This window comes from Aurantiacibacter sp. KMU-128, assembly GCF_056933515.1.
On the sequence record NZ_JBXORT010000001.1, the window covers coordinates 469,272 to 493,931 of the forward strand.

Genomic DNA, 24,660 nt, shown 5'->3' on the forward strand with positions numbered 1-24,660 from the left:
CGCCCCTACACCTCCAGCACATCACGCCGCCGCAGCGGTCGTGCAAAGAGTTCGGCGAGGTCACCTGCCTGATCGAAACCGTGGATCGGCGAGAAAACGAGCTCGATCGCCCACTTGGTCGCAAAGCCTTCAGCTTCCAGCGGGTTGGCAAGGCCAAGTCCGCAGACAGTCAGATCCGGGCGGTCCTCGCGGACTCGGTCCAACTGGCGGTCAAGATGCTGCCCTTCGCTGATCCGTGCATTGTCCGAGATCAAAGCGAGGTCTTTGGCGAGATGCGCGCGGTGCAGATAGGGCGTGCCGACTTCGACCGGCACCATTCCCAGTTCGGTTTGCAGGAACCGCGCCAGCGGCACTTCCAGCTGCGAATCGGGCAGGAAGGTAATGCGCTTGCCCGCCAACCGTTCGCGGCTGTGTTCGATAGCGCGCTTGGCCCGTTCGCGACCCGGTGCGACCACGCGGTTGAAATGCATTTCATCGACGCCAAAGGCATTGGCGGCGGCGCGCAGCCAGTCGGTCGTGCCTTCTGCGCCGAACGGAAAAAGGGCATCGAGCCGCTGCGCACCGCGATCTTCCAGCGCCAGCGCGGTTTCCGTGAGGAAAGGCTGGGCGAGGAGATAGCGCGTATGCGCGCCGACCGAGGGGAGGTCGCTCGCATTGCGCGCAGGCAGACAGTGCACGCGTTCGATGCCGAGCTCTGCAAACAGACGAAGGAACTGGTCCTCGACAATATCGGGAAGCGCGCCGACGATCAGCAACTCGGGCGCTGCATCAGGTTCGCCCGCAGGCATTTCGGGAACGAGGCAGGCAAGACAGGCATCCTCGCCCTCGGTGAAGGTCGTTTCGATCCCGCTGCCCGAATAGTTGAGGATGCGCGTGCGCCCTGCATATTTCGCGCCGAGCCGCTGCGCAGCCTTGCCCAGATCCATCTTGATGACTTCGGACGGGCAGGAGCCGACGAGGAACAGCGTGCCGATATCGGGGCGGCGGGCGAGCAATTGCTCGACAATCCGGTCAAGCTCGTCCTGCGCATCGACCATGCCCGCCAGATCGCGCTCTTCCATGATTGCGGTGGCGAAGCGCGGCTCGGCAAAGATCATCACCCCGGCGGCGCTTTGCAGCAAATGCGCGCAGGTGCGCGAGCCGACGACGAGGAAGAAGGCGTCCTGCATCTTGCGGTGCAGCCAGATGATGCCGGTCAGGCCGCAGAAGACTTCTCTTTGACCGCGCTCACGAAGGACGGGGGCGCAGTCGGCGCCGTTTTGCACGCCGTTTTGCACGCCGCTTTGCACAGGGGCGGTTTGCCCGACGCTCATGCCGTCGCCGCCGTCATTTGCGCCGCCTGCAAGCGGGCGGCGCGCAGCTTGATGATAAACTGGCCTGCGTTGATGACATAGGTGGCGTAAGCCGCCAGCGCGACGAACAGCCGCTGCTCCACCGTGCCGATCGCGCCCAGCAGCATCACCAGATAGGCGGTGTGCAAAGCGAGCACGAGCATGGAGAACACGTCTTCCCAGAAGAACGGCTTGGCAAACAGCCATTTGCCGAACACGACCTTCTCCCAGATCGAGCCGGTGATCATGATCGTGTACAAAACGAGCGTCTTGATGACGACCGAGAGATCCGCCGCAAATGCGCCCCGACCTGAATCGAGATAGCGCAGCACGAGTACAAAGCTGACCAGAAAGACGACGAATTGCAGCGGGGCGAGCAGGCCTTGCACCAGCGTCCAGCGGCTTTCATCGCGGCGCTTGCGTTGTTCGGGCGTGTATAGGGGATCGGCAGCTGGCTGGCTGCTGGTTTGCTTCGCGTGGGTAATCGCCCCGTTCCGCATTACCGTTCCTGTCCCCTCATTGCGCGGCCACGTTCTTCGCAGAACTGGCCTTCCGCTGATTAGGGACGGAGCCTACGCCTTTACAGGGGAGGGTGTCAACTAAACTGGACGACAATAAAAATTGACACGGATGTGTTTGCCAGAATTGACAAAGAGGCGTAGGGTCCAATTTGTTCGTTGCATTGCCGGGACGGTTCTTGGTGGCGCGAGCTGAGCGCGCAGCGCGTCGATTCCTGGGAGGGTCGGCTATGGCATCTCAATCCGGTCCAGCGGGTAAACCTGAATTCGGCAATCCACGCGGTTGGAGCGACGGTGCGAGAGATTATCGCCGTAAATCAAACGCCTTTCCGCCTGAAACTGTAAATGTTAGGGCGGGCCTATATGGTGGCGACGCCTTCCTCAGCGATCTTGTGGAGCGGGAAATTCTACCGCGTCTGCTTCTCGCACACGGACCCGAAAAGGGGAGTATGCCGAAGGTGGCCGCCCGCTCCGAGTCGTCTGTTTTGGGCCGCGATGAGATTCGTGCCTTTGTGCCGTTGATCCTTGATGGCGACATCGACGTTCCGCTCAATCTGATCGAGTCGATGATTGCCCGCGGTGTGCGGATCGAGTCGATTCTCGTTGACCTGCTGGCGCCGACCGCAAGGAAGCTGGGCGAGTACTGGCAAGACGACACCTGCGATTTCGTTGATGTGACGATGGGGCTGTGGCGCTTGCAGGAATTGATGCGGGAAATCGCCCTGCGCTACCCCGATCGCACACACAGCAGCGGGAAAGTGCGCAGCGCGCTCTTTACGCCCATGCCGGGTGACCAGCACAGCTTTGGCACGCTGATGATCGAGGAAGTGTTTGCGCGGGCGGGTTGGGACAGTGAAGCGCTGCCTGAAACGCAGCGCCCGCAATTGTTGCAGCTGTGCGCCGGACATTCCTTCGACCTCGTGGGATTGACGGTCTCAACAGACTGTCATAGCGCGGAAATAGCCAATCTTGTGACGGCGATCCGCAGCGTTTCGCAATGCTCAGAGGTCAAAGTCATTATTGGAGGACAGGCGGTCCAGGCCGATCCTTCGCTGGTCGAAAAAACCGGCGCGGACGGTACGGCGAATTGCGCCGAGGCTGCTCTTGCTCTGGCGGATCGGCTAGTCCCGTCGCCCGCAACTGTGGGTAACCCTGTCCTCTAATTGCGTTTCAAAAACTGGATGCTCACGCGCAAACACAGCATTGAAGGCAAGCTGCATTTCGGTGACTTCGCCGGAATCTTTGACGACTGCGATCCGGACGCGGCGGCAAAACTGTCGCTTATCGCCGGCGACATTGCGCTTGTATTGGACAGGGACGGGGTGGTCGTTGGCGGCAGCGGCGATCCGGTGATGTTCCCCGAGCTTGAAGGCTGGATTGGTCAGGTCTGGCTCGACACGGTGACGCCGGACAGCCGCGAAAAGGCAACAGATTTGCTCGCGTCCATGCGCGCGGGCCGGCAACAACGCTGGCGGCAGATCAACCACAAGGGCAAAAGCGCGGATCTGCCGGTCCGGTACGCCATGGTCTCTTTCGAAAACACCGACCGATGCCTGGCGCTGGGGCGCGATATGCGCGAGGAAGCCGCGCTGCAGCAGCGCTTCCTGCAAGCGCAGCAGGCGCTTGAGCGCGACTATCTGCGGCTACGGCAGGCAGAGCAGCGATACCGATTGCTGTTCGATGAAGTGAGTGATGCGGTGCTGGTTGTGGAGGCCGACACCCAACGTATCCGTGAAGCCAATCCGGCGGCGCACCGCATCCTGAAAACCGCGCAAGGCGAACTTGTTGGCAACAAGCTGTCGGGCGTTTTTGCACGCGGCTCGCGCGACGCGCTGATCGGATTTCTTGGGGCGGCAACCGCGACGCAAGCCGTTTCGCCCTTGTCGCTGGCATTGGCGAGTGATGACAGTGAAGTGGCACTGTCCGCGGTCACCTTCAGGCAGCGCGGCAAACCCTATCTCTTCGTCCGCGCCTCTGCACCAACACAGGTGGGAGAGGCGCATAGAATGCTCGATATCGTCCAGCGGATGCCCGATGCCTTTGTGCTCGCCGATGCGGCGATGCAGATTGTCGCAGTGAATGCCGAATTCGCTGAACTTGTGGGGGTTGCGCATAGCGACCAGTTGATCGGTAAGCCGCTGGCGCAATATATCGGCCGTCCGGGGATCGATCTCGAACTGGTCAAGGGCCAGCTCGCCAAGGATGGCGTGGCGCGCAATGTCAGTACGGTCGTGGGTGCGAGCGATGATTTTCAGGGTGAGCCGGTCGAGCTTTCTGCGGTGCAGACGCAGAGCGACGATCCGCATCTGGGCCTCGTGATCCGGCCGGTGGGACGCCGCTTGCGTGATATGGAGCCCGCCACAACCGACGCGCCGCGCTCGGTCGAACAGCTGACCGAACTGGTGGGGCGGATGTCGCTCAAGGACATTGTGCGCGAATCCACCGATCTGATCGAACGCCTGTGCATAGAGGCGGCGCTTTCGCGCACATCGGACAACCGCGCCTCGGCGGCCGAAATCCTCGGCCTCAGCCGCCAGAGCCTCTATTCGAAGCTCCACCGCCACGGGCTGGGCAATCTCGGCAGCGACGGCGAGTAATCTGTCAACCTTGCTAGTGTCCATTTAGTTTGACACTTCCCGCGGTCAGGCATAGCCTTCCGGGATGGTCCGTTCCGTAGCTTCGACTCACCCTGTGTCGCCCCCGGCGATGCGGGATGTGTTGACGCTGCTCAAGCCGATCACATGGTTTCCGCCAATGTGGGCGTTCATGTGTGGGGTGGTGTCTTCAGGCGTCGGGCTCGACGGGCGCTGGCCCTTTCTCCTCGCCGGTATTCTGCTGACAGGGCCGCTCGTCTGCGGGACGAGCCAAGCGGTGAATGACTGGTTTGACCGCCATGTCGACGCGATCAACGAACCCGACCGCCCCATCCCGTCGGGCCGCATAGGCGGCACTTGGGGACTGCGGATTGCGGTGCTGTGGACCGGCCTTTCGCTTCTCACAGGTTGGCTGATCGGGCCTTGGGTCTTCGCCGCGACGATCTTCGGCCTTGCCTGCGCCTGGGCCTATTCCGCGCCGCCATTCCGTTTCAAGACGAGCGGCTGGGTCGGCCCCGCTGTGGTTGCCATGACCTATGAAGGATTGAGCTGGTTCACTGGCGCAAGCGTGATGGCGGGCGCGCTGCCCGCGCTGCCGATCCTGCTGGTTCTGGGACTCTATAGCCTGGGCGCGCACGGGATCATGACTTTGAACGATTTCAAAGCGGTGGAGGGTGACCGGGCGACGGGTCTGCGCTCTTTGCCCGTGACGCTGGGCGTTGACCGCGCGGCGAAGCTCGCCTGCGCGGTGATGGCGCTGCCGCAGATCGTGGTGGTCGTGTTGCTTCGGCAATGGGAGCTCTCGCTATCCGCCATCGCTGTCAGCGTCCTGCTCGCCGCGCAACTCGCCTGTATGCCGAAACTGCTGCGCAATCCGGCGCAATATGCGCCGTGGTACAACGCCACGGGCGTCACGCTTTACGTGCTGGGAATGCTCGCGGCAGCACTGGGGCTGGGGGGATACATTTGATGCACGGCTCGCTTTCACCCACCCGCGCTTCCACGGGGTTCGGCTGGCTGGGTATCATCCGCATCGGTTTGGTGCAGGCAAGCATTGGCGCGCTGGTGATGCTGGCAACCACGGTGCTCAACCGGCTGATGGTGGTCGAGTTCGCGCTGGCGGCGGCCATTCCTGCAGGGCTGGTGGCATGGCATTATGCCGTGCAGCTTGCTCGCCCGCTGTTCGGCCACGGTTCGGACAAGGGCCGCGCGCGTGTCCCGTGGATTATCGGCGGCATCGCGCTGCTGGGCGCGGCATCTTTGCTGGCGACGCAGGCGACCTTGCTGCTGGCAAGCGCGCCATTTGCAGGGTTCGCGCTGGCAGTGCTCGCCTACACGCTAATCGGTGTCGGCGTGGGTGCAGGCGGGACGTCGGCGCTGGCGCTGCTCGCATCGGGCGTTGCGCCCCAGCGACGCGCGGCAGCGGCAGCAGTGACGTGGATCATGATGGTCGCGGGGATCGTCATTTCGGCCATTACGGTAGGCGCATTGCTCAAGCCATTTTCGCCCGAAAGGCTGCTTCTGGTAGCGGGTGGTCTGGCGGTCGTGACCTTCACGCTGACCGTGCTCGCGACGTGGCGGCTGGAACGGCAGGCGGGCCAGTTCGGCAATGCGGCGAAAGACGAGGCCGCGCCCGATTTCCGCGCTGCTATTTCCGAGATCTGGCGTGAACCCGCTGCGCGGCGCTTTACCGTCTTTATCTTCGTCTCGATGATCGCCTTCTCGATGCAGGATCTGATCCTTGAGCCCTTCGCAGGCCTTGTCTTCGGCATGACTCCGGGTGAATCCACCCAGCTTGGCGGGCAGCATCAGGGCGGCATTCTGCTCGGTATGATTATCGCTGGTGTCGGCGGGAGCGCCTTTACCGGCAAGCGGCCTGACGGATTGCGCGTCTGGGTGGTGAGCGGCTGTCTCATGTCGGGTAGCGCTTTGGGCGCTTTGGGGCTGGCGGCGGTGGCGGGGCCGGGCTGGCCACTTGGCATCAACGTCTTCCTGTTGGGGCTGGGCAATGGCGTCTTCGCCGTCTCCTCCATCGGCGCGATGATGGGGCTGGCGGGCGCGGGCGAGACGACGCGCGAAGGCGTGCGCATGGGGGTTTGGGGTGCATCGCAGGCGATTGCATTCGGCATCGGCGGGCTGTCCGGCGCGGTCGGCGTCGATCTGGCGCGCCGCGCCATGGGCGATGACGGCAGCGCGTTCCAGCTGATTTTCAGTCTGGAGGCAGCGGCCTTCGTGCTGGCTGCGATCCTTGCGATCAAGGCGACCGGCGGTGCTGCAGTTCGTGCCAGCCTGCAGAGCAAAGACGGGGAGGTTTTCGCATGAGTGAGACAGTTTACGACGTGGTCGTTGTTGGTGGCGGGCCCTCGGGCGCAACCGCAGCTTGCGATCTGGCGCGCGCCGGACGCACAGTCATGCTGCTCGACCGTGCAGGACGCATCAAGCCATGCGGCGGCGCGGTTCCGCCGCGCCTGCTCGAAGACTTTGCCATTCCCGAAAGCCTGTTGGTGGCCAAGGCCAAATCCGCCCGCATGGTCGCACCATCGGGCCGCGCGGTCGATATGCCGGTGGGCGAGACCGGCTTCGTCGGCATGGTTGACCGTGACGAGTTTGACGAATGGCTGCGCAACCGTGCGGCGGCAGCGGGCGCGGTGCGGCAGACGGGCACATTCGATCATATCGAGCGCGACGATGCCGCGGGCGCAATCGTGTGCTTCCGCACCGAACGCGGCGGCGATCTCCACCGCGTGCGCGCCAAGCTGGTGATCGGGGCCGATGGCGCCCGGTCTGCCGTGGCGCGGGAGAATATCAAGGACGCGGCGAAAATGCGCTGCGTGTTCGCCTATCACGAAGTTATCGCCTCGCCCGAAAGCACGCCGCAGGGCTTTGACGGTTCGCGCTGCGACGTCCTGTATCAGGGCCACCTTTCGCCCGATTTCTACGCCTGGGTCTTCCCGCATGGCGACCAGTCGAGCGTCGGCGTGGGCAGCGCGCACAAAGGCTTCTCGCTGCGCGGGGCAGTGGAGACGATGCGCGACGACATGGGCCTCGACAGCTGCGAGACGATCCGCTGCGAAGGCGCGCCCATTCCGATGAAGCCGCTCAAGAAGTGGGACAATGGCCGCGATGTGCTGGTGGCAGGCGATGCCGCCGGCGTGGTCGCTCCTGCCTCGGGCGAGGGGATCTACTACGCCATGACCTGCGGCCGCATTGCCGCGCAAACGGCGGACGAATTTGTCCGCACCGCCAATCCCGCCGTGCTCAAAAAGGCGCGCAAGGCCTTTATGAAAGAACATGGCCGCGTGTTCTGGGTGCTCGGGATCATGCAGCATTTCTGGTATTCGAGCGACAAACGCCGCGAACGCTTTGTCGATATGTGCGATGACAAGGATGTGCAGCAGCTGACCTGGCAGGCCTATATGAACAAGCGGCTGGTGCGCGCGAAGCCGATGGCGCATCTCAGGATTTTCCTCAAAGACACCGCGCATCTGCTCGGCCTGAAGCCCGTCGCACGATGAGCAAGAGCTGGATCATGCCCGCCGTGCTGGCGGGGCTCGCCGCTTTCGCGGTTGCCGCGATTGGCGGGACGCTGACCGATCTGGGGCCGTGGTATCAGGAGCTCGAAAAGCCCGAATGGAACCCGCCCGCTTTCGTTTTCCCGATTGTCTGGACGACGGTGTTCGCCTTTGCAGTAATCGCTTTCACAACCGCCTGGTGGAAGGCACCGAGCACCAGGGTCGCCGACACGCTGATCGGCCTGTTCGCTGCCAATGCGTTTCTCAATATCACCTGGAGCCTGCTGTTCTTCCGCCTGCAACGCCCTGATTGGGCCTTCTGGGAGCTGACGCTGCTTTGGCTCTCGATCGCGGTGCTGATCGTCTATTGCTGGCGGGTGTCGAAACTGGCCAGCCTTGTGCTCGTGCCTTATCTGGCGTGGGTGACGATCGCAGGGGCACTCAATTGGCAGGTCGTACAGATGAACGGCCCGTTTGGCTGAACCAATGGGTGCGTTCTTCGCCAGCGGACATGCGGTCGATCTCGTGCTCGTGGTGATGCTGGCAGAGGCGATCTATCTCAAGACGCGCGGCTGGTCGGTGAGCGATATCGCCTTGCTGCTGCTGCCCGGCGTGCTGATGCTGCTGGGCCTGCGCGCTGCGTTGACCGGAGCCGGATGGCTGTGGGTCGCGCTGCCGCTTGCGCTATCCTTCCCTGTCCATCTGCTGGATGTAGCGCGCCGCTCTCGCCGCCGTGATTGAGCGCAAAAAAAGGGGAGCGCGAAGGCTCCCCTTTCCCCTGTCATAGGCGACCCTAAAGGATCAGTTGGCGTCGGTCATCTCGGTGGCTGGCACCGCTTCAACCTCTACGCCGTCAGTCGCGGCATTGCTGATGAGAAGGCGCTGCAGTCCCGGATAATCCGCGACCATACGTGCCCCGCCCATCGGACGGTTCAGCCCCTGGTGGCAGGTCGTGCAATTGACCTTGTAAGGATCACCCATCGGACCGAGGCGGTTCGCCGGGAACACATCGGTCAGAGGCGTGATGTAGGCCTCGTTGATATTGCCCGCCATGCGGATACCGTGCCATGCCGTTGTCCGTTGCGGCGTGGAATTGCTCCAGCTGCTGAACGACTGCGTGTTGTGGCAGAAGGTGCAGTTCACACCCAGCGACTGCGACATATGCATCATCAGCGAATAGGTCGCTTCTGTCTCCATCGTCGTCGTCGCATTGTCGCCCGGATGCATGCTGGTGGAAGCCACACGGATTCCTTCGGCCGAGTTACCATCGAGCAGATAGCGCGCCACCGCGCCATAGGGCAGCGAGCTGTAGCCATTGGCCGCAATCGGCGTGTTCTGCCCGTTGCGGTTGTTGGCAATGGTGGAGGATTCCTCCTCCGGCAAAGTCCACACTTCTTGCGGGATGTTGTTTCCGCGGTGGCACGTCCAGCAGGTTACGCCGGTTTGCGCGACGTGGCTCTGCCAGTTCTGGTTCACATCCTGCGTCATCAGCAGCATCGAACGCGCCACACCCTTGGTGTAAAGCTCGTCCGAAGCCATGTTGGCCGGATTGTGGCAGTAATTGCAGCCCTGTTCCGGTGCGACCCATTCGGTGATCGCCGCCATCAGATAGTTGAACTCGTCCGCCGAGAGATTGCCCAGCACCTGGACATTCTCATAGACTTCAGAGGCCAGCGGGCCGTCTTCGGAGACGACCAGCTCGTAAGGCGGAGGCGGCACATCACCGGGCTCACGCGAGTCCGATACATACACCGCATTCATGCCCGTTCCGCGAAAGCCGTCCTGCTCGGTCGTTTTGGGAGCAAGCTCGCAAGCGGTGAGCACTAGCGGCGCCGCCAGCAGAGCGATGTGATGAAGCTTTATCTTACCCATCGTCCTTACTCCCCTACAGGTGCGGCAGCGGGATCAACCACGCCGGTGTCGGGATATGCGGGTGCGTAGCCATGCTCCTGCGCCCACAGATACCAGTTATCGACTACGGTGCCGGTCAGCAGTATGCCGATGCCGCCGGTCAGCGTCGTCAGCACGGCAAACCACCAGGCCCAGCGGTGCACCGATTCCATCGTGGCGTTCCAGCCCATCGTCCAGCGCCAGAACAGCGCTGCACGTTCGGAAGCCGTACCACGATCGGTAATCTGCTCGATTTCGCGTTCACCGCCATACCGGCCAACGGCAAGGATGGTGGCGCCGTGCATCGCGAACAACAGCGTCGAACCGTAAAGGAAGACGATCGAGAGTGCGTGGAACGGATTGTAGAACAAATTGCCGTAACGGATCGAGAAGGCAGCCGTCCAATCGAGGTGCGGGAAGACTCCGTAAGGCACCGCTTCGGCCCAGCTGCCCATCAGCATCGGGCGGATAAAGCCCAGCACCAGCATCAGGAAGATGGCGGAAGCAAAGGCCCAGCAGACGTGCTTGCCCATGCCAAGCGCCGAAGCGCGGCGATAGGTGCGCACCCACCACAGGATCACCGAGAGCGAGAAACAAGCGCCTGCGAGGATGAACCATCCGCCTTCGGCCAGAGGCACGAAGGGAGAGAAGCCGTATTCCGGCCCCGGCGGCTCCAGCGAAAGCCAGAACAGCTGGCGCACGAACTGCACCGGATCCCAGCCGACCGAGGCCAGCATATTGAAGCCGATGATCTCGAACGCGATCAGGCCCAGCACCAGCGAAAGGACGCCGCACCAGCCCAGATAAACCGGCCCGATCTGCGCCTGTCCGATCAGGCCCAGCCAATGGTTGAACGTAGCGCGCGTGGTGCGCGAGCGGTCCGAGTCAGCTGTCGGAATGCCCATTTCGGGCGTGGCGGTCAGCTGAACCTGGGTAAAGATGTTTTGATATTGTGCCATGGATCAGTGCCCCTTCACGACCAGATCGGGAGGTTGAGCCACCAGGTCCACCATTCGGGCCAGCCTTTGGTCCACAATGGTCCGCTGATGACGATGCACACCGCGCTCCAGAAACCGGCATTCAGCGCCAGCAGCAGGCCCACACGGTGGATGCCCAGCGTGCCGACCGAATAGCCGATCAGATCGCGGAAGAAGGTGTCTTCATATTCGGGAGTCTTCACTTCCTCACCGGCAGCCGGGTTCGTGGCGGAAAGCACCAGCGCGCCGTGGAGTGCCAGCGCCAATGTGGTGGTGAAGAAGAAGCTCACCGCCAGCATATGCGCCGGGTTGTAGTGGAAGTGCAGATATTGATAGCCCGTATTGGACACCCAATCGAGGTGGCTCCAGATCCCGTAAGGGAAGCCGAAATGCCACCCGCCCATCAGCACGGGGCGGATAACCACCAGCGTGAAATAGGCGAAGATTGCCATGCCAAAGGCGAAGGGCACGTGATAGCCCATGCCCAATTTGCGGCAGATTTCCACTTCCCTGAGCGCCCAGGACGTAAAGGAAATCAGCGCGCAAACGGTGATGACCTGCCAGAAACCGCCTTCGTTCAAAGGCGCGAAGCCAAGACCGTAAGACAAGTCAGGTGGAGCAATACTGATCAACCACGGGTTCCAGGTTGGCCCCTGGGATGCTGCATAGAATATCAGCATCGTCCCCAAAGTGGCGAAGATTGCCGTCACGATCCCGAACAGCCCCACGTAAAAGGGCCCGACCCAGAAGTCGAACATATCTCCACCGATCAGCGTGCCGCCACGCACACGATATTTCCGCTCAAAACTGAGGAGCGCCATAGCCCATTCCTCCCCCGCCACTGCTGGCGGGACCAATGTTGATCAGCTTTTCGACTGTGAGGCACGGCTGGCTGACGCCAGCCGCACCTCTCGCACAGTCAAATGGTCTAAACGTTACGTCCCGGCTCTACTCGGTAACCGTGAGCTGAGCCGTAGCGCGTGCGTTGGGGCCATCCATCCAGTTATAGGTATCCGTGCTCAGCAGGATGAAGTGGATGGTGAAGGCCAGCACGGCGAGGAAGACATGAAGTCCAACCAGTGCCGTACGTGGATCGTACATCGTCCAAGTTTTCCACATGGTAATATTCCTTTTGTTTTTTCAAAGGCTGCGGCTTGAAACGAAACTCAAGCCGGTATGCGGATCAGCCGATCCACGGGCGCCAGGCCCAGATCAGGGCGTGTGCGACGACTGCGATCGCCACGTAGCCCACGAACCAGCCCATGAAAATCTTGTGAAATTCCTTGGCCTCTTCCGGCGTCAGATACGTCCGAACACCGAAGCGATCATCGGGATCACTCATAGTTTTTCTCCAGTTGGGTTGTTGTGCGAGAGGCGAAGTGCCTCCAGTGTATCCGCGCCCGCCGAAGCGATGCGTGGATGGGTGCAACCCGCTGGACCCGGGTAATTCGAAAGGGTGGACCAAATGGCGGAGAAGGCAGCGATCATGCGGCGCCCTCCGTCAAAAGAACATCGGCCAGAAGATCGGCCGTAACGCGCGCCTCACCTGCTTTGCGCGCGGCCTGTTCGGCAGCGTCGCGAAGGCGTTTGGCGGCGGAAATTCGGATGAGCACCGGCTGCGCCTCGACCAGCGCATCGAGCTTGGTCTTGGCGTCGTTGTCCCACGCCATCGCGGCCCGCGCGGGGGTGGGATCGACACGGTCGAGATCGGTGCTCAAGGGTATGATGTGGAACAGCGCGTCGAACAGCGCATTGCACACTTCCTGCACCAGATAGGTCGCACCCGAATAGCCCATGAAGGGCGTTCCGGTATGCCGCCGGATCGCCGCGCCGGGGAAGCTCGCGGGAATATAGATTCCGCGCGCACCGCACTCGGCCATATACATCCGCTCGTTATAGCTTCCGAATACCACCAGCGGCGGATTGGAATGGATTGCGGCGCGCACCGCCTGGTTGTCAGGCTTCACGCCGGCGGAGCGGCTGAAAGCGAAGGCGCAGGGCAGGCCCATGTCGTCTTCAAGGAACTTGCGGATGCCGCGCGCATAGGTCTCGTTTGCAACGATCCCGAAGCTGGCGGTGGCGAAGAAATCCTGCGTGACCGAGCGCCACAGATCCCACAAGGGTTTGATCGTGGTGTGTTTCTCGCGCTCGATAAAGGGTTCGGGGTCAAGCCCGAGCTCATCGCCCAGCGCACGCAGGAACTTGGTGGTGCTGTCGAGACCGACAGGCGCCTGAAAGAATGGCCGCTCCATCAACTCGCACAGATTGCGGCCGAATTCGCGGTACATACAGACATTGGCTTCCGCATCGGCAAGGCGGCGGATGTCTGCCAGATGGCTGCCCAGCGGGAAGACCATGTTCACTTCTGCGCCGATGCCTTCGATCAGGCGGCGGATTTCGGCGAGGTCGCTCGCCATGTTGAACATCCCGTAGGCGGGGCCGAGGATATTGACCTTGGGCTTTTCGCCTTCCTTGCGCGGACGCAGAGCGGGCACTTTCTTCGGGCCGAATTCTGTCCACAGCCAGCTCATCGCGCGGTCGGCGCTCTGCCACTGGTCTTCGTCAATCGTGCGCGGCAAGAAGCGCTTGATATTGGTGCCTTCGGGCGTGACGCCACCACCGATCATCTCGGCGATGGAGCCGGTGACCACCACAGCGGGCAATTCGGGGTCGAGCGTCTGCCAAGCGCGCTTCATCGCGCCTTCGGTGCCGGTTTTGCCGAGCTCTTCTTCCCCAAGGCCGGTGACGACGATCGGCAGCTCATGCGGCGGAAGGCCGTCCGTGTAGTGCAATACGGATGTGACCGGCAGGTTCTCGCAACCGACAGGGCCGTCGATGATAACCTGCAGCCCCTTCACCGCGGTGAAGACGTAGGTTGCGCCCCAATATCCGCCAGCGCGATCGTGATCGAGGACGTAGCTCATGTGCCCACCGCCTCCGCCGCCTTGCGCGCGGCTTCGTTGAGGGCTGCGTATTTCGCCTTGAAGTTGGGGCGATCCTGCGGGGTGTCTTCCCACACCCCGGTCGCATGATCGGTGCCGACGCCATCGAAGAAGGCGGCCATCGTGTCCATCCGGCCCTTGTTCGCCAAAGCGCCATTGATGACCTGCGCCAAGCTGCCAGCGCCCGCCGGGCCCATCAGCGGGCGAGCGGAAATGAGGTTGGTGAAATAGAGCGAGGGGATCGCCTTCTGCTTCGCGTGCTGCACCACGGGGGTGGTGCCGATGGCGAGATCGGGGCCGAATTCCGAAATGGCGGCGATATCGTCTTCCAGGCTGGCGCGGAAATTCACCCGCACGCCCTTGGCTTCCAGCCATTCGCGGTCCGGATCGGACCAGCGCGTTTTGGGGCAGGCAGAGCCGACATAGGGCACATCCGCGCCGCTTTCGATCAGCAGGCGGGCGACCAGCAATTCGGAGCCTTCATAGCCCGACACGGTGATGCGGCCCCTGATCGGGTTCGCCGCCAGCGCGCCCCGGATTGCGCCGACAAAGGCGTTCTTCGAGGCATCGATATGTGCTTGTTTGACCCCGCAAGCCGCGCCAATGGCATCGAGCCAGGCGGCTGTGCCTTCCGCGCCGACCGGCGCCGAACCGACGACCGCGCGGCCCGCCGCTTCGAATTCGCGCACGCTCGCGGTGTAGAAGGGGTGGATTGCGCCCACGGCCGCGCAATCCAGCGCAGAATAGAGCTCGCGCCACTCGCGTGTGGGAACGACCGGCCCGGCAGCGAGGCCAAGCGGTTCGAGCATCATGCCGATGCCCACCGGATCGGCGGGGAACATTTCGCCCAGCAAAGTGATCGTCGGCTTGTCGGATTTCTCGCGCGGAGCGGCAACGGGCCCTGCGGCCACTTCCTCGCGCGCATATTTCAGCATCGCGCCCGCCAGCACATCCTTGGCTTCGGCGTGGGTCGGTATCCCGAAACCGGGCACATCGATGCCGATCACCCGCACACCGTTGATCTGGTCAGCCAGCAACCGCAGCGGAACGCCGCTCGCGGTGGGCACGCACAGATTGGTGACGATGATGGTGTCGTACTTCTCCGGATCGGCGAGGTTTTCGACCGCTTCCTTGATGTCTTCGAACAGCTTGCCGGTGACGAGCGTTTCCGAACTGAAGGGCACGTAACCCACCGTCCGCCGTGCGCCATAGAAATGGCTGGTGAAGGTCAGGCCGTAAACGCAGCAGGCCGAGCCCGACAGCACGGTCGCCGTACGCCGCATCCGCAGGCCGACGCGCAAAGACCCGAAAGCCGGGCACATACTTTGCGGCTGGTCGTGCGGCCCAGCGCCTTCTTTGGCAGGATAGTCTGCCGCATATTGGTCGAGGATCTCGCTCTTTCCCGCCTTGCGCGCAGCATCCTGCATGGTGGACGCACTGGAGCACCCGCCGCCCCCGGTGGCGCCGACTTCGAGCCTATCGCGCTCGCGCACAGATGTGCTAAGGACGGTCACGGCCTACACCTCATCGTAGATCACTTCGAGGGAGGGCTTGGGTTCAAAAGAACCGCCGCGCATATCGGCCTGTGTGGCTGGCACCAGCGAGATGTCGCCACCCGTGTCTTCAGGGGAGAAGAGGCCAAGCAACCCGTCCTGGTCCAGAGGAGCGGGTTGGCGCGGCGGAGCCTCGGCGACGTTTGTGGCGAGCTCTTCAAAGAGTCCCCCCCATTCGCCACCAGGCTTACCGATAATCTGGTAATTGGCTGATTTGCGGCGGATATCCTCATCCGCCGGGATGGCTGTCAGCACCGGAATGCCTACCGCTTCGGCAAAGGCGTGCGCCTCGCCCGTGCCATCATCCTTGTTGATGATCATGCCGGCCACGCCGACATTGCCGCCCATCTTGCGGAAATATTCGACCGCCTTGCAGACATTGTTGGCGACGTAGAGCGATTGCAGATCATTCGAACCGACGACGATTACCTTCTGGCACATATCGCGGGCAATCGGCAGGCCGAAGCCGCCGCACACCACATCGCCGAGGAAATCGAGCAGGACATAGTCGAAGCCCCAATCGTGGAAGCCGAGCTTTTCCAGCAGTTCGAAGCCGTGGATAATTCCGCGACCGCCGCAGCCGCGACCGACTTCGGGCCCGCCCAGTTCCATCGCGAACACGCCGTCGCGCTGGAAACAGACATCTTCGATTGCCACTTCTTCGCCCGCCAGCTTCTTCGCAGAGGAGGTTTCGATGATCGTCGGGCAGCTTTTGCCGCCGAACAGCAGGCTTGTGGTGTCCGATTTGGGATCGCAGCCAATCAACAGCACGCGCTTGCCCTGCTGCGCCATCATGTAGCTGAGATTGGAGAGCGCGAAGCTCTTGCCGCTGCCACCCTTGCCGTAGATCGCAATGATCTGCGTTTCGGACTTCACCTCGCCCGTGGGTACGGGATCGGGTTCGATCGCGGCTTCTTCGCGAAGGGCGGTATCGGCGTCGAGCATAGTCATGCGGCTTGGCTCCAGTCGAGCACCATTTTCAGGCAATCGGGATCGTGAAAGGCGGTGGGGTAAGCGGTTTCGGCAGCACCGGCCGGAGCGGTGTGCGAGATCAGGCCAGACAGGCTCAGCGCACCGCTTTCGATCAAAGTGCGCGTCTGTTCGAGATCTTCGGGTTGCCATTCCGCTGCGACGCGAAAGCGGGCTTCGGCGCGGAAGGCAGCGGGGAAGTTGAAGCTGGGGCGGTTCGCGTAGAAGCCAGCCAGTACCAGCTCGCCGCGATGGGCGAGGCGGGAAATCAGCACGTCGATACCGTCGGCATAGCCGCTGGCATCGTAGATCACCGCGTAATCGTGCCGGTCATCATCCTTGGGGGCGAGGACTTCGTAGCCGGCGCCACCGGCGCGGCGCTCCGCCTTGTTGTCCCACACCACCGGCGCAGGCGCGCCCATGGCGATGGTCAGCCGGGCGAGCAAACGGCCGAGCGTGCCGTGGCCGACGATGAGTTCGGGCGGCTTTTCCCCCGAAAGTGCGTGCAGTGCGGTCGCCGCGAGTGCGAACAGTGTGCCGTCGCGGCCCAGCGACTCGGAGACGGGAAGCGCGCGGGCGGAGGGGACAACGACTCGCTCCGCTGTGCCGCCGAACAGGCCCTTAGCCTCCTGGTAACAGGTGGCGCCGGGGACGAAGACCCACTCGCCGATCCGCGCTTGGGCCTCGGCACCGGCATCAACCACGCGGCCCACCGATTCGTAACCCGGAACGAGCGGGTAACCCATCCCCGGAAACCGGGGCATCTCCCCGTTCCAAAAGAGTTTTTCGGTACCTGTGCTGATGCCGGAATAGTGGATATCGACGACGCAATCGGAGGGGCCGCAATCACACAGCGCGTGACGTTGCAGCGACAGCTTTCTTGGAGCCTGTAGCGTGACAGCTATGGCGTCCATTCGCTCCGTCCCCTTTCCGACCCTTGGGTCTTTGGCATCTACGAAGATGCTCTTTCTCGAAGGTTCACTTTAGAGCAATGTGCCCAAGTGTCAATTTAACTCGACACTATTTAATGTCAGACAAAACTTACAATGCAACTTGAGATAACCGGCTGGACGGTGCGGCACTGGCGCCAGCTGCGAAAACCCGCCTCGCGCAGCATACCGCCGAGGGCTTGCGCGGAGCGTGGTTTCCCCGAATTCATCGCCCACAGGTACAGCCCGAAATAGGTGCCCCCCATCGCCCGCGCGCCGCTGGCTTCCGCCATCGGCTCGGCGATCACCAATCGGCCATTTTCAGGCAAAGCAGCGCGGATGGCGCACAGGATGGCGAGAGCCGCCGCATCGTCGTGATCGTGCAGGATGCGATTGAGCGTGATGCAATCATAGCCTTGCGGCAGAGCAGTGGCGAAGAAATCGCCGGGATGCAGTGCAACCCGCTCGGCCAGACCATGATTGGCCAGCGCTTCGGCGGTGCCATCGAGCACGGCGGGCAGGTCGAAAATTCCGATGCGCGTATCGGGCGCGTGGCTGGCGAGCGCCATGGCGAAGGCTCCGTGCCCGCCCCCGACATCGAGCACCGCCTTGTGCCGGGTGAAGTCGTAAGCGGTGAAAGTCTGCTCCGCCACCATTGCGTGCGATGTGGCCATAAGCTGCGAATATTCGGCGGCTTTCTCCGCATTGCCCTGCGCATCATAGGCCCAGAACTGGCTGAGCTGTGTCGGCTCGCTACGGTCGGCGCGCAGCAAAGCGAGCGGATCGGCAAGGTCGGCATAGAGCAGCCGGTGGTGGCGGATCATCGCCAGCACGCCGCGATTACCTTGCAGCGCTGCGCCATGCTTGCCCAACATCCATAACCCGTCGACCTCTTCCGCCAATTCCAGCCCTGCCGCCGCGCGCACCAGACGATCCGCCGCATCCTGCGAAAGACCCGCCTGGCTCGCAATCGCAGCGATATCGGCAGGGCCATCGGCAAGCTGTTCAAGCAGTCCTGACTCGACGAAAGCCAGTAACGTCTGCGAATAGGTGAAGCCCGCTACCAGATCGAACAGACCGCCCGCACGCGCTCTCGCCACATGGCTGATCGGCCAGATTGCGGCACTGCGTTTCTGGAAGCTAGGCGAGGCGTAAAGCCGGTTGCGCCAGGCCAGCCAGCGGGCTTTCCACGAGTGTCGATTCCGTCCCATATGTCCAATCAACTGGACAGATGAAGTGTAAAGGTCAATGATCTTGGCGTAAGGGAGACTCCGCCTTGGCAGCAGTGCCTGCGTCTCATGTGGCCATTATCGGTGCCGGAATCGGCGGGCTAAGCGCTGCCGCTTTGCTCGCGGCGCAAGGCGTGCGGGTGACGGTGATCGAGAAAGAGGCGGTGCCCGGTGGCAAGGCGCGAGCGCTGCCGGTGGGCGGCACACAAGTCGCTGCAGGGCCAACGGTTTTCACCCTGCGCGATGTGTTCGATGCGATCTTCGATGCCTGCGGCGAGCGGTTGGATGACCATGTCACCACGCGCCCCGCCGAAACCCTCGCCCGCCATGCCTGGAGCGAGTCCGAGCGACTCGACCTGTTCGCCGATCCGCAGCGTAGCGAGGACGCAATCGGCGATTTTGCCGGAGCGGATGCCGCGCGCGGATACCGCTCGATGCGGGCAGAGGCGGCGAAGATATACAATCTGCTAGATGAAAGCTTCATGCGTGCGGGCAAGATCCATCTGCCGCCGCAATTCCTGTTCCGCATCGGCCTCTCGCGCTTCTTCGAGCTCAGTGCGGCGCGGCCTTACGAGACCATGTGGAAAGTGCTGGGCGAGCATTTCGCCGATCCGCGTCTCCGCCAGCTCTACGCCCGCTACGCCACCTATTGCGGCTCCTCGCCTTTCGAGTGCCCCGCCACGCTGATGCTGATTGCCCATGTCGAAGCGCAAGGCGTGTGGCTGATCGACGGTGGGATCGCCGCTTTGGCGAAGGCGCTGCGGACTCTCGGCGAACGGCACGGCGCGACCTATCGCTTCGGCACGGCGGTCGAGCGTATAGTCACCAGCGGCGGCAAAGCGACTGGCGTTGTGCTGGCAAGCGGCGAGCGGATTGTGGCGGACAAGGTCATCGTCAATGCCGACCCTGCCGCTCTGGGCGCGGGCCTGCTGGGCGAAGATGCGCGCCGCGCGGTGGGGGCGTTGAAACCGGCCAAACGCTCGCTTTCCGCCATGGTCTGGCTTGGCCAAACCGAAGCGAGCGGTTTCGACCTCAAACACCACAACGTGTTCTTTTCGAACGACTACCCGCAAGAATTCGCCGACATCGCCGCCGGAAGGCCCCCCGCCGACCCCAGCGTCTATGTCTGCGCGCAGGATCGCGAAACTTTCGGCGCTGCCAGCCAGTCCGGAAAAGAGCGCCTGCAAATCATCGTCAACGCGCCCGCCAATGGCGATGCGCGCACCTATTCACCCGAGGAGAAAGAGCAATGCACCCACGCGATGAGGAGAAGCCTCGCCCGCTGCGGTCTGACGCTGGAGGAGAATTGGGAGCATCGCCTGCTGACGCCGAACGACTGGGCGGAGTTCCTGCCGGGAACGGGCGGAGCGATTTATGGTCGCGCGTCGCACGGTTGGGCGGCATCCTTCCTGCGGCAAGGCACGCGGACGCGGATCAAGGGCCTGTATTGCGCCGGGGGAAGCACCCATCCGGGGGCAGGGGTGCCGATGGCCGCCTTGTCCGGGCAGTTGGCAGCCCGAACCGTGATGGCCGACCTTACTTCGACGCGGCGGTTCCTCCCGGCGGCTATGGCTGGTGGTATGTCGATGCGATCAGCAAGGACGGAAAATACGGCCTGACCATTATCGCTTTTATCGGCAGCGTTTTCAGCCCCTATTACAAGCGCAGCGGGCGCGGCGATCCGCTCGACCATGTGTGTCTCAATGTCGCGCTGTATGGCCCCAAGGCGCGCTGGGTGATGACCGAACGCGGCGGCGGCGCGGCGGTGCAATCGGCTGACCAGCTAGCCATCGGGCCGAGCAATCTGCGCTGGACGGGCGAGGCGCTGGAAATCGACATTGTCGAGCGGGATACGCGGCTCTTCAACCCCATCCACCGACGTGTGCGCGGCACGGTGCGGGTGGTGCCCAAGGCGGTGAACACAGTCGCTTTCGGGCTCGATCCCGAAGCGCGCCATCGCTGGCACTGCCTCGCCCCGCGCGCCCATGTCGAAGTCGATATGCTTGAGCCCGAAGTCAGCTGGAAAGGCGATGGCTATCTCGATTCCAATTTCGGCGAGGAGTCGCTGGAGGAGGGCTTCCGCCTCTGGCACTGGTCGCGCGCGCATACGCGTGATGGCAGCGTGGTGAATTACGAAGGCCTGCGCCGCGACGGATCGCGCTTCGCCAGCGCGCTGCGCTTCGATCGCCACGGAGCGCCCGAGCCTGCGGAGCTTCCCGATGTGGCGCGATTGCCGAATACGTTCTGGCAGGTGCAGCGGCGAACGCGCGCGGATGAGGGGCAGGCGAGAGTGCTCGACACGTGGGAGGATTCGCCCTTCTACGCCCGCTCTTCGATCATCGCGCATCTCTATGGCGAGCGGGTTGTCGGCGTGCAGGAAAGCCTCGATCTCGACCGCTTCACATCGCCCGTGGTGCAGTTCATGCTGCCATTCCGAATGCCGCGGGTTTAGTCGGCTTCGCGGGCAGTTTCTTCTTCGGCCTTCTTCGCCTTGTCGCGCGCGATTTCGCGGCTGATCGAGACATATTGCCAGATGCCGAAACCCAGCGCGACGCTGGCGGAAAAGACCAGCTCGATAAGGCCGAGATTGGCGCTGATGAATTCTCTCAAGGCCTTCTCTCCAGAAACCCCAAAACCCGCTCCGCCGCCAGTTCCGGCGCTTCCTCATGCAGCAAATGGCCCAAATCGGGTAGCAGTTCCAACTGCGCATCGCGCAAGCGCGCCGCCGCGCCTTCGACCGAGCCTGTTGGCACAGCCTTGTCTTTGCGGCCATGCACCAGCAGCACGGGATTGCTGATGGCTGGCAGGGTCTCGCCAAACGCCTCCAGATCCCAGTTCGCCATCATATCGAGCGCGCCCTCGCAATGCCGCGCATTGCCCAACAGCGCCTCGTAACAGGCGAGCTCAACCGCGCCTGTTCGTGATCCGGTGGAGCGGTAGAGGAACCGCTTGGCCTCGCCCGGAAAGCGCGTGCTGGCCGCGAAAATGCGCGGCACCAGCGGATTGACGAAAAGCATTTTGGCCAAGGCCGGAAACAGCTTGGCGGCAAGGCCGGGGAAGGGGGTGATGGCGGGCGCGAAGCCGATGACGGGCAGCGTCGGACCGGTCTGGCGTGCATGGTCGAGCGCGATGGCGACGCCTGCCGAATGGCCGGCAATCGCGGCAGGCTGCACGCCGAGTTCCTCCAGCAAAGCGCCGATCGCGCGGGTCATATTGCCCAGGCTCGGCCCGCCGCGCAGCCGTCCGCTCGTAAAGGCATGGCCGGGCAGATCGGGGACGAGCAGCGAGAAATGCTCTGCCAGCAGCGGCATCATCCCCTGCCAGCTATGGCAGCTCGCGCCGGTGCCGTGGAGCAGCAGCAATTCCGGCCCGCTGCCCATGCGCTGCACGTGCCAGCGTAGCCCGCCCGCCTCCACGAATTGCGAGGCTTCGCGGTGCGGCCAGAGCTTGCCCTCGCGCTCCCAATCGAGCGCGCCGCTCATGCCGGGGTTCTTTCGGGCTGCGCGGCCATGATGACTTTGCTCAAGGACTGCGCGTCGGCCACCGGCAGCGGCAAATATCGCGCGCGCATCGTTTCAGCGAGTTTGCGTGCGTCGGGGCGCGGGCGGGGGGAGATGTCGATCACCACCGCGTCGAGCCCGCTCGCCGCGATAGCTCTGGCTGCGGCTTCTGCATCCTCGCCCGCCTGCTTGCGACCCGGCGTGCCATCCGCAGCGATATTGGCGCTGCCATCGGTGAGGAAAACGAGGAACGGCGTGTTGCCGCGTGAGGCGATCGTCGCGCCGAGTTCGCGTGCAAGGCTTAGCCCGGAAGCAAGCGGTGTGCCGCCGCCTCCCGGCAATCCCGCCAGCGCCCGCCTTGCGCGGGTGAGCGAGCGGGTAGGGGGCAGCAGCAGTTCCGCACCCTCCTTGCGGAAAGCGATCAGCGCGACCTCGCTGCGTTTGACATAGGCCTGCGCGAGGATCAGCTCGACCGCGCCCTTCGCTTCTGCCAGCCGCGCTGCCGCTGCCGAGCCCGAAGCATCGACGCAGAACACGGTGACGCTGGCGGCGCGTTCCTCGAACCGGTGAATGCGCAAATCCTCTTTGCGAACCTGAAGCGCAATTGAGCCTGTTTCAGTGAGAGACTCACGCCGCCGCAATTCCTGAAACGGGACAGCGGCGCGCAGCGTGTCAATCAGCGCGAGGCGCGCGCCATCGCGCGGCATTCCGGGCCGCGCCCCCAGCGGCTTGCCGCGCAGTTTGGACTTGGTGCGCTTGCCCGAACCACCGCCCGAAGCGCGGCGCTGTTTGGCATTGCCCGCGATCATTTCCAGCACATCAGGCGGAATCGCGGCGAGCGCGGCTTCGAGGATTACGTCCTCAGGAATCTCTGACACTGCGTTGCTGTCGCTTTCCCCTGCATCCTCGCCGCTATCGGGCGGGGGAGGGGGCGCTTCCTCCTGCTCCTCCGCAGGCGGGTCGGGCAACCGCGTTGCGCGCGGGGCGAGGACGAGCCGGGCGGCGGCGGTCACATCCGTCTCTGCAATCTCGCTGCGACCGGCGAGCGCCGCATGGGTCGCCGCCACCGCCTGCGCGAACAGCAAAGCGCGCACCGAATCGACTCCCAGCGCGCTGGCCACCGATGCGAGCGGTTTCAGGCACGCTTCTGTGCCTGGCAGTGTGCCTTGAGCGCCGTTCTGCGGGCTTTCGACATTGAGCGACGTGACCCCCGAAAACTCGCAATGGAACGCCACGCGGTCCATCAAAGCAGCGGGCGGGCGTTCATCTGCCTCGACCCCGTCATCGAGCAGCACCAGCCCGAAATCTGCCGCGCCGTCCATCGCCTGCGCCAGCCTCCCGGCGAGCGCGTCGCCCATCCGCTCGGCCATCGGTGCGATCAGAACGCCGCCCGCCATTTCGGCAAGCAGGCCCTTTTGCATGACGGGCTTTGCGGCGGCGAGACTGGCGGCGATATCGACCCCGCCGAGCAGCCGCGCCTCGTCAATATGCGGCGGCAGGCGGCGGGTGCTCGCATTGGCGCGCAGGTAGTCGAGCACCAGATCGCGGGCAGGGCCGCTGCCGCGCAGCACCATGCCGCCAAAGCGCGCCGGAGCGGTGAGCAGTAAGTGCGCGGCGAGCAGGGCGTCGGCGAGGGGGTTCGCCGGATCGCTCATCCGAACAGTTCGGCGATGGCCCGTTCGATCCGCACGGTAGAGCCGGTTTCATCGAGCACGTCGCGCCGTAGCCGGTGGCGCAGCGCCAGCGGGGCGACATCGACCAGATGCTCGCGCCGCACCGCTTTCGCGCCCCGCAGCGCCGCCAGCGCCTTGGCCGCGCGCATCAGCGTCAGTTCGCCGCGTAGTCCATCCGCGCCAACCGCGGCGCAAAGTTCTGCCGCATCGGTCAGCACATCGTCGGGCACGGTGAGCGAAGCCACTTTTTTCTGGCCGCGCGCGATTTGTTTGAGGATTTTCGTCTCCTCCTCGTCCCATTCCGCAGCAAAGGCCGTTGCATCGGCTTCCTGCGCGGCACAGCGGCGCATGATCTCGACGCGGCTGGGAATGTCCTTTGGCGTGCGTACTTCCACCGAGAGTCCGAACCGGTCGAGCAATTGCGGGCGCAGTTCGCCTTCCTCGGGATTGCCGCTGCCAATCAAAACGAAGCGCGCGCGGTGACGGATCGACAGGCCTTCGCGCTCCACGACATTCTCGCCTGACGCCGCTACATCAAGCAGCAGATCGACCAGATGATCCTCCAAGAGGTTGATCTCGTCGATATAGAGGAAGCCGCGATGCGCCTTGGCGAGCAGTCCGGGTTCGAACGCCTTTTCGCCCGACCGCAGCGCCTTCTCCAGATCGAGCGAGCCGAGCACGCGGTCTTCGGTTGCGCCCAATGGCAGGTCAACAAACGGCACCGGTGCCTTGCGTGCACGGCTGGAGGCGCAGGGATCAGGGCAGGAGCCTGCTTGATCGGGCGCGCAGCCATAGCGGCACCCTTCGGCAATCGAAATCGGCGGGAGCAAAGCCGCCAGCGCGCGCGCTGCCGTGCTTTTGCCCGTGCCGCGGTCGCCAAACACCATGACTCCGCCTACGGAAGGATCGACCGCTGCGATCAGCAGCGCCAGCTTCATCTCGTCCTGACCGACGATGGCGGAAAATGGGAAACGGCTCATCTGTCCAACAATCTGGACAAGTCTAAGCGTCAGGGCAAGCGGAATCCCTGATTTATGGGAATG

25 protein-coding genes are annotated in these 24,660 nt (G+C 63.3%); 9 read left to right on the forward strand and 16 right to left on the reverse strand.

Annotated features, from left to right (window positions below; all coding sequences use genetic code 11):
• Positions 1-5 precede the first annotated feature (5 nt).
• Positions 6-1,313, reverse strand: coding sequence for a ferredoxin:protochlorophyllide reductase (ATP-dependent) subunit N (locus tag ACS0VV_RS02435; protein ID WP_483531148.1), 1,308 nt, complete (start codon positions 1,311-1,313; stop codon positions 6-8).
• Positions 1,310-1,831, reverse strand: coding sequence for a 2-vinyl bacteriochlorophyllide hydratase (bchF, locus tag ACS0VV_RS02440; RefSeq protein ID WP_483531149.1), 522 nt, complete (start codon positions 1,829-1,831; stop codon positions 1,310-1,312). Before bchF ends, ACS0VV_RS02435 begins: the two co-directional genes overlap by 4 nt.
• Positions 1,832-2,079: 248 nt before the next feature.
• Between bchF and ACS0VV_RS02445 the strand changes: the two genes are divergently transcribed.
• The 7 genes from ACS0VV_RS02445 to ACS0VV_RS02475 all read left to right on the forward strand — a co-directional run bounded on the left by ACS0VV_RS02445 (position 2,080) and on the right by ACS0VV_RS02475 (position 8,696).
• Positions 2,080-3,012, forward strand: a complete 933-nt coding sequence (locus tag ACS0VV_RS02445) for a cobalamin B12-binding domain-containing protein (RefSeq protein ID WP_483531150.1) — start codon at positions 2,080-2,082, stop codon at positions 3,010-3,012.
• A gap of 18 nt (positions 3,013-3,030) precedes the next feature.
• Positions 3,031-4,446: a transcriptional regulator PpsR gene (gene ppsR, locus ACS0VV_RS02450; RefSeq protein WP_483531151.1), complete on the forward strand. Its 1,416-nt coding sequence runs from the start codon at positions 3,031-3,033 to the stop codon at positions 4,444-4,446.
• Positions 4,447-4,510: 64 nt separating this feature from the next.
• On the forward strand, positions 4,511-5,413 hold the full coding sequence (gene chlG, locus ACS0VV_RS02455) for a chlorophyll synthase ChlG (RefSeq protein ID WP_483531152.1): 903 nt from the start codon (positions 4,511-4,513) through the stop codon (positions 5,411-5,413).
• Complete coding sequence (locus ACS0VV_RS02460) at positions 5,413-6,765, forward strand: BCD family MFS transporter (protein ID WP_483531153.1); 1,353 nt, start codon at positions 5,413-5,415, stop codon at positions 6,763-6,765. The genes chlG and ACS0VV_RS02460 overlap by 1 nt, the downstream gene beginning before the upstream one ends.
• Positions 6,762-7,958 (forward strand): geranylgeranyl diphosphate reductase, encoded by a 1,197-nt coding sequence (locus ACS0VV_RS02465; RefSeq protein ID WP_483531154.1) that lies wholly within the window; start codon positions 6,762-6,764, stop codon positions 7,956-7,958. Before ACS0VV_RS02460 ends, ACS0VV_RS02465 begins: the two co-directional genes overlap by 4 nt.
• Positions 7,955-8,437, forward strand: coding sequence for a TspO/MBR family protein (locus ACS0VV_RS02470; protein ID WP_483531155.1), 483 nt, complete (start codon positions 7,955-7,957; stop codon positions 8,435-8,437). The genes ACS0VV_RS02465 and ACS0VV_RS02470 overlap by 4 nt, the downstream gene beginning before the upstream one ends.
• Positions 8,430-8,696 carry a hypothetical protein gene (locus ACS0VV_RS02475; RefSeq protein WP_483531156.1) on the forward strand — a complete coding sequence of 89 codons (267 nt, stop codon included), beginning with the start codon at positions 8,430-8,432 and terminating at the stop codon, positions 8,694-8,696. Before ACS0VV_RS02470 ends, ACS0VV_RS02475 begins: the two co-directional genes overlap by 8 nt.
• A gap of 60 nt (positions 8,697-8,756) precedes the next feature.
• On the opposite strand, the gene pufC is transcribed toward ACS0VV_RS02475, so the two are convergent.
• The 10 genes from pufC to ACS0VV_RS02525 form a co-directional block, all read right to left on the reverse strand.
• Positions 8,757-9,827, reverse strand: a complete 1,071-nt coding sequence (gene pufC / locus ACS0VV_RS02480; RefSeq protein ID WP_483531157.1) for a photosynthetic reaction center cytochrome PufC — start codon at positions 9,825-9,827, stop codon at positions 8,757-8,759.
• Positions 9,828-9,832: 5 nt separating this feature from the next.
• A complete protein-coding gene (gene pufM, locus ACS0VV_RS02485; protein WP_483531158.1) occupies positions 9,833-10,804 on the reverse strand; it encodes a photosynthetic reaction center subunit M in 972 nt (323 codons plus the stop codon).
• Between the two features lie 14 nt (positions 10,805-10,818).
• Entirely contained in the window at positions 10,819-11,643 is an 825-nt protein-coding gene (gene pufL / locus ACS0VV_RS02490) for a photosynthetic reaction center subunit L (RefSeq protein WP_151973889.1), read from the reverse strand.
• Between the two features lie 127 nt (positions 11,644-11,770).
• Positions 11,771-11,941: a light-harvesting antenna LH1, alpha subunit gene (gene pufA, locus ACS0VV_RS02495; RefSeq protein ID WP_151973890.1), complete on the reverse strand. Its 171-nt coding sequence runs from the start codon at positions 11,939-11,941 to the stop codon at positions 11,771-11,773.
• Positions 11,942-12,005: 64 nt separating this feature from the next.
• Positions 12,006-12,164, reverse strand: coding sequence for a light-harvesting antenna LH1, beta subunit (gene pufB / locus ACS0VV_RS02500; RefSeq protein ID WP_151973891.1), 159 nt, complete (start codon positions 12,162-12,164; stop codon positions 12,006-12,008).
• 142 nt (positions 12,165-12,306) lie between these two features.
• Positions 12,307-13,746 carry a chlorophyllide a reductase subunit Z gene (gene bchZ, locus ACS0VV_RS02505; RefSeq protein ID WP_483531159.1) on the reverse strand — a complete coding sequence of 480 codons (1,440 nt, stop codon included), beginning with the start codon at positions 13,744-13,746 and terminating at the stop codon, positions 12,307-12,309.
• Positions 13,743-15,191, reverse strand: coding sequence for a chlorophyllide a reductase subunit Y (bchY, locus tag ACS0VV_RS02510; RefSeq protein WP_483533483.1), 1,449 nt, complete (start codon positions 15,189-15,191; stop codon positions 13,743-13,745). The genes bchZ and bchY overlap by 4 nt, the downstream gene beginning before the upstream one ends.
• 90 nt (positions 15,192-15,281) lie before the next feature.
• Positions 15,282-16,268: a chlorophyllide a reductase iron protein subunit X gene (locus tag ACS0VV_RS02515; protein ID WP_483531160.1), complete on the reverse strand. Its 987-nt coding sequence runs from the start codon at positions 16,266-16,268 to the stop codon at positions 15,282-15,284.
• Positions 16,265-17,200, reverse strand: a complete 936-nt coding sequence (gene bchC / locus ACS0VV_RS02520; protein WP_483531161.1) for a chlorophyll synthesis pathway protein BchC — start codon at positions 17,198-17,200, stop codon at positions 16,265-16,267. The genes ACS0VV_RS02515 and bchC overlap by 4 nt, the downstream gene beginning before the upstream one ends.
• 116 nt (positions 17,201-17,316) lie before the next feature.
• Positions 17,317-18,426 carry a methyltransferase gene (locus tag ACS0VV_RS02525; protein ID WP_483531162.1) on the reverse strand — a complete coding sequence of 370 codons (1,110 nt, stop codon included), beginning with the start codon at positions 18,424-18,426 and terminating at the stop codon, positions 17,317-17,319.
• Positions 18,427-18,500: 74 nt separating this feature from the next.
• Here ACS0VV_RS02525 and crtD point away from each other — a divergent pair, with 74 nt between their 5' ends.
• Both crtD and ACS0VV_RS02535 read left to right on the forward strand, forming a co-directional pair.
• Positions 18,501-20,063 carry a 1-hydroxycarotenoid 3,4-desaturase CrtD gene (gene crtD, locus ACS0VV_RS02530; RefSeq protein WP_483533484.1) on the forward strand — a complete coding sequence of 521 codons (1,563 nt, stop codon included), beginning with the start codon at positions 18,501-18,503 and terminating at the stop codon, positions 20,061-20,063.
• A gap of 74 nt (positions 20,064-20,137) precedes the next feature.
• Positions 20,138-20,896, forward strand: a complete 759-nt coding sequence (locus ACS0VV_RS02535; RefSeq protein WP_483533485.1) for a hydroxyneurosporene dehydrogenase — start codon at positions 20,138-20,140, stop codon at positions 20,894-20,896.
• Here ACS0VV_RS02535 and ACS0VV_RS02540 read toward each other — a convergent pair.
• Genes ACS0VV_RS02540 through bchI form a run of 4 tightly spaced genes read right to left on the reverse strand, consistent with a single transcriptional unit; the run spans position 20,893 to position 24,597 of the window.
• Positions 20,893-21,054 (reverse strand): hypothetical protein, encoded by a 162-nt coding sequence (locus ACS0VV_RS02540; RefSeq protein ID WP_483531163.1) that lies wholly within the window; start codon positions 21,052-21,054, stop codon positions 20,893-20,895. The two genes, ACS0VV_RS02535 and ACS0VV_RS02540, sit on opposite strands and share 4 nt — an antisense overlap.
• The gene (bchO, locus tag ACS0VV_RS02545) at positions 21,051-21,926 is read right to left on the reverse strand and encodes an alpha/beta fold hydrolase BchO (RefSeq protein ID WP_483531164.1); all 876 of its coding nucleotides are present in this window, start codon (positions 21,924-21,926) and stop codon (positions 21,051-21,053) included. Before bchO ends, ACS0VV_RS02540 begins: the two co-directional genes overlap by 4 nt.
• Positions 21,923-23,599: a magnesium chelatase subunit D gene (locus tag ACS0VV_RS02550; protein WP_483531165.1), complete on the reverse strand. Its 1,677-nt coding sequence runs from the start codon at positions 23,597-23,599 to the stop codon at positions 21,923-21,925. Before ACS0VV_RS02550 ends, bchO begins: the two co-directional genes overlap by 4 nt.
• Positions 23,596-24,597, reverse strand: coding sequence for a magnesium chelatase ATPase subunit I (bchI, locus tag ACS0VV_RS02555; protein WP_483531166.1), 1,002 nt, complete (start codon positions 24,595-24,597; stop codon positions 23,596-23,598). Before bchI ends, ACS0VV_RS02550 begins: the two co-directional genes overlap by 4 nt.
• Between the last annotated feature and the right edge of the window lie 63 nt (positions 24,598-24,660).

Coding starts and splice junctions, on each gene's coding strand:
- ACS0VV_RS02515 (WP_483531160.1), bottom strand. CDS start 16,268: ATGACTATGCTCGACGCCGATACCGCCCTTCGCGAAGAAGCCGCGATC.
- bchC (WP_483531161.1), bottom strand. CDS start 17,200: ATGGACGCCATAGCTGTCACGCTACAGGCTCCAAGAAAGCTGTCGCTG.
- bchY (WP_483533483.1), bottom strand. CDS start 15,191: ATGCAGGATGCTGCGCGCAAGGCGGGAAAGAGCGAGATCCTCGACCAA.
- ACS0VV_RS02525 (WP_483531162.1), bottom strand. CDS start 18,426: ATGGGACGGAATCGACACTCGTGGAAAGCCCGCTGGCTGGCCTGGCGC.
- bchZ (WP_483531159.1), bottom strand. CDS start 13,746: ATGAGCTACGTCCTCGATCACGATCGCGCTGGCGGATATTGGGGCGCA.
- pufL (WP_151973889.1), bottom strand. CDS start 11,643: ATGGCGCTCCTCAGTTTTGAGCGGAAATATCGTGTGCGTGGCGGCACG.
- chlG (WP_483531152.1), top strand. CDS start 4,511: ATGGTCCGTTCCGTAGCTTCGACTCACCCTGTGTCGCCCCCGGCGATG.
- pufC (WP_483531157.1), bottom strand. CDS start 9,827: ATGGGTAAGATAAAGCTTCATCACATCGCTCTGCTGGCGGCGCCGCTA.
- ACS0VV_RS02470 (WP_483531155.1), top strand. CDS start 7,955: ATGAGCAAGAGCTGGATCATGCCCGCCGTGCTGGCGGGGCTCGCCGCT.
- ACS0VV_RS02465 (WP_483531154.1), top strand. CDS start 6,762: ATGAGTGAGACAGTTTACGACGTGGTCGTTGTTGGTGGCGGGCCCTCG.
- ACS0VV_RS02460 (WP_483531153.1), top strand. CDS start 5,413: ATGCACGGCTCGCTTTCACCCACCCGCGCTTCCACGGGGTTCGGCTGG.
- ACS0VV_RS02445 (WP_483531150.1), top strand. CDS start 2,080: ATGGCATCTCAATCCGGTCCAGCGGGTAAACCTGAATTCGGCAATCCA.
- ACS0VV_RS02550 (WP_483531165.1), bottom strand. CDS start 23,599: ATGAGCGATCCGGCGAACCCCCTCGCCGACGCCCTGCTCGCCGCGCAC.
- bchO (WP_483531164.1), bottom strand. CDS start 21,926: ATGAGCGGCGCGCTCGATTGGGAGCGCGAGGGCAAGCTCTGGCCGCAC.
- ACS0VV_RS02435 (WP_483531148.1), bottom strand. CDS start 1,313: ATGAGCGTCGGGCAAACCGCCCCTGTGCAAAGCGGCGTGCAAAACGGC.
- bchI (WP_483531166.1), bottom strand. CDS start 24,597: ATGAGCCGTTTCCCATTTTCCGCCATCGTCGGTCAGGACGAGATGAAG.
- pufA (WP_151973890.1), bottom strand. CDS start 11,941: ATGTGGAAAACTTGGACGATGTACGATCCACGTACGGCACTGGTTGGA.
- bchF (WP_483531149.1), bottom strand. CDS start 1,831: ATGCGGAACGGGGCGATTACCCACGCGAAGCAAACCAGCAGCCAGCCA.
- ppsR (WP_483531151.1), top strand. CDS start 3,031: ATGCTCACGCGCAAACACAGCATTGAAGGCAAGCTGCATTTCGGTGAC.
- pufM (WP_483531158.1), bottom strand. CDS start 10,804: ATGGCACAATATCAAAACATCTTTACCCAGGTTCAGCTGACCGCCACG.
- pufB (WP_151973891.1), bottom strand. CDS start 12,164: ATGAGTGATCCCGATGATCGCTTCGGTGTTCGGACGTATCTGACGCCG.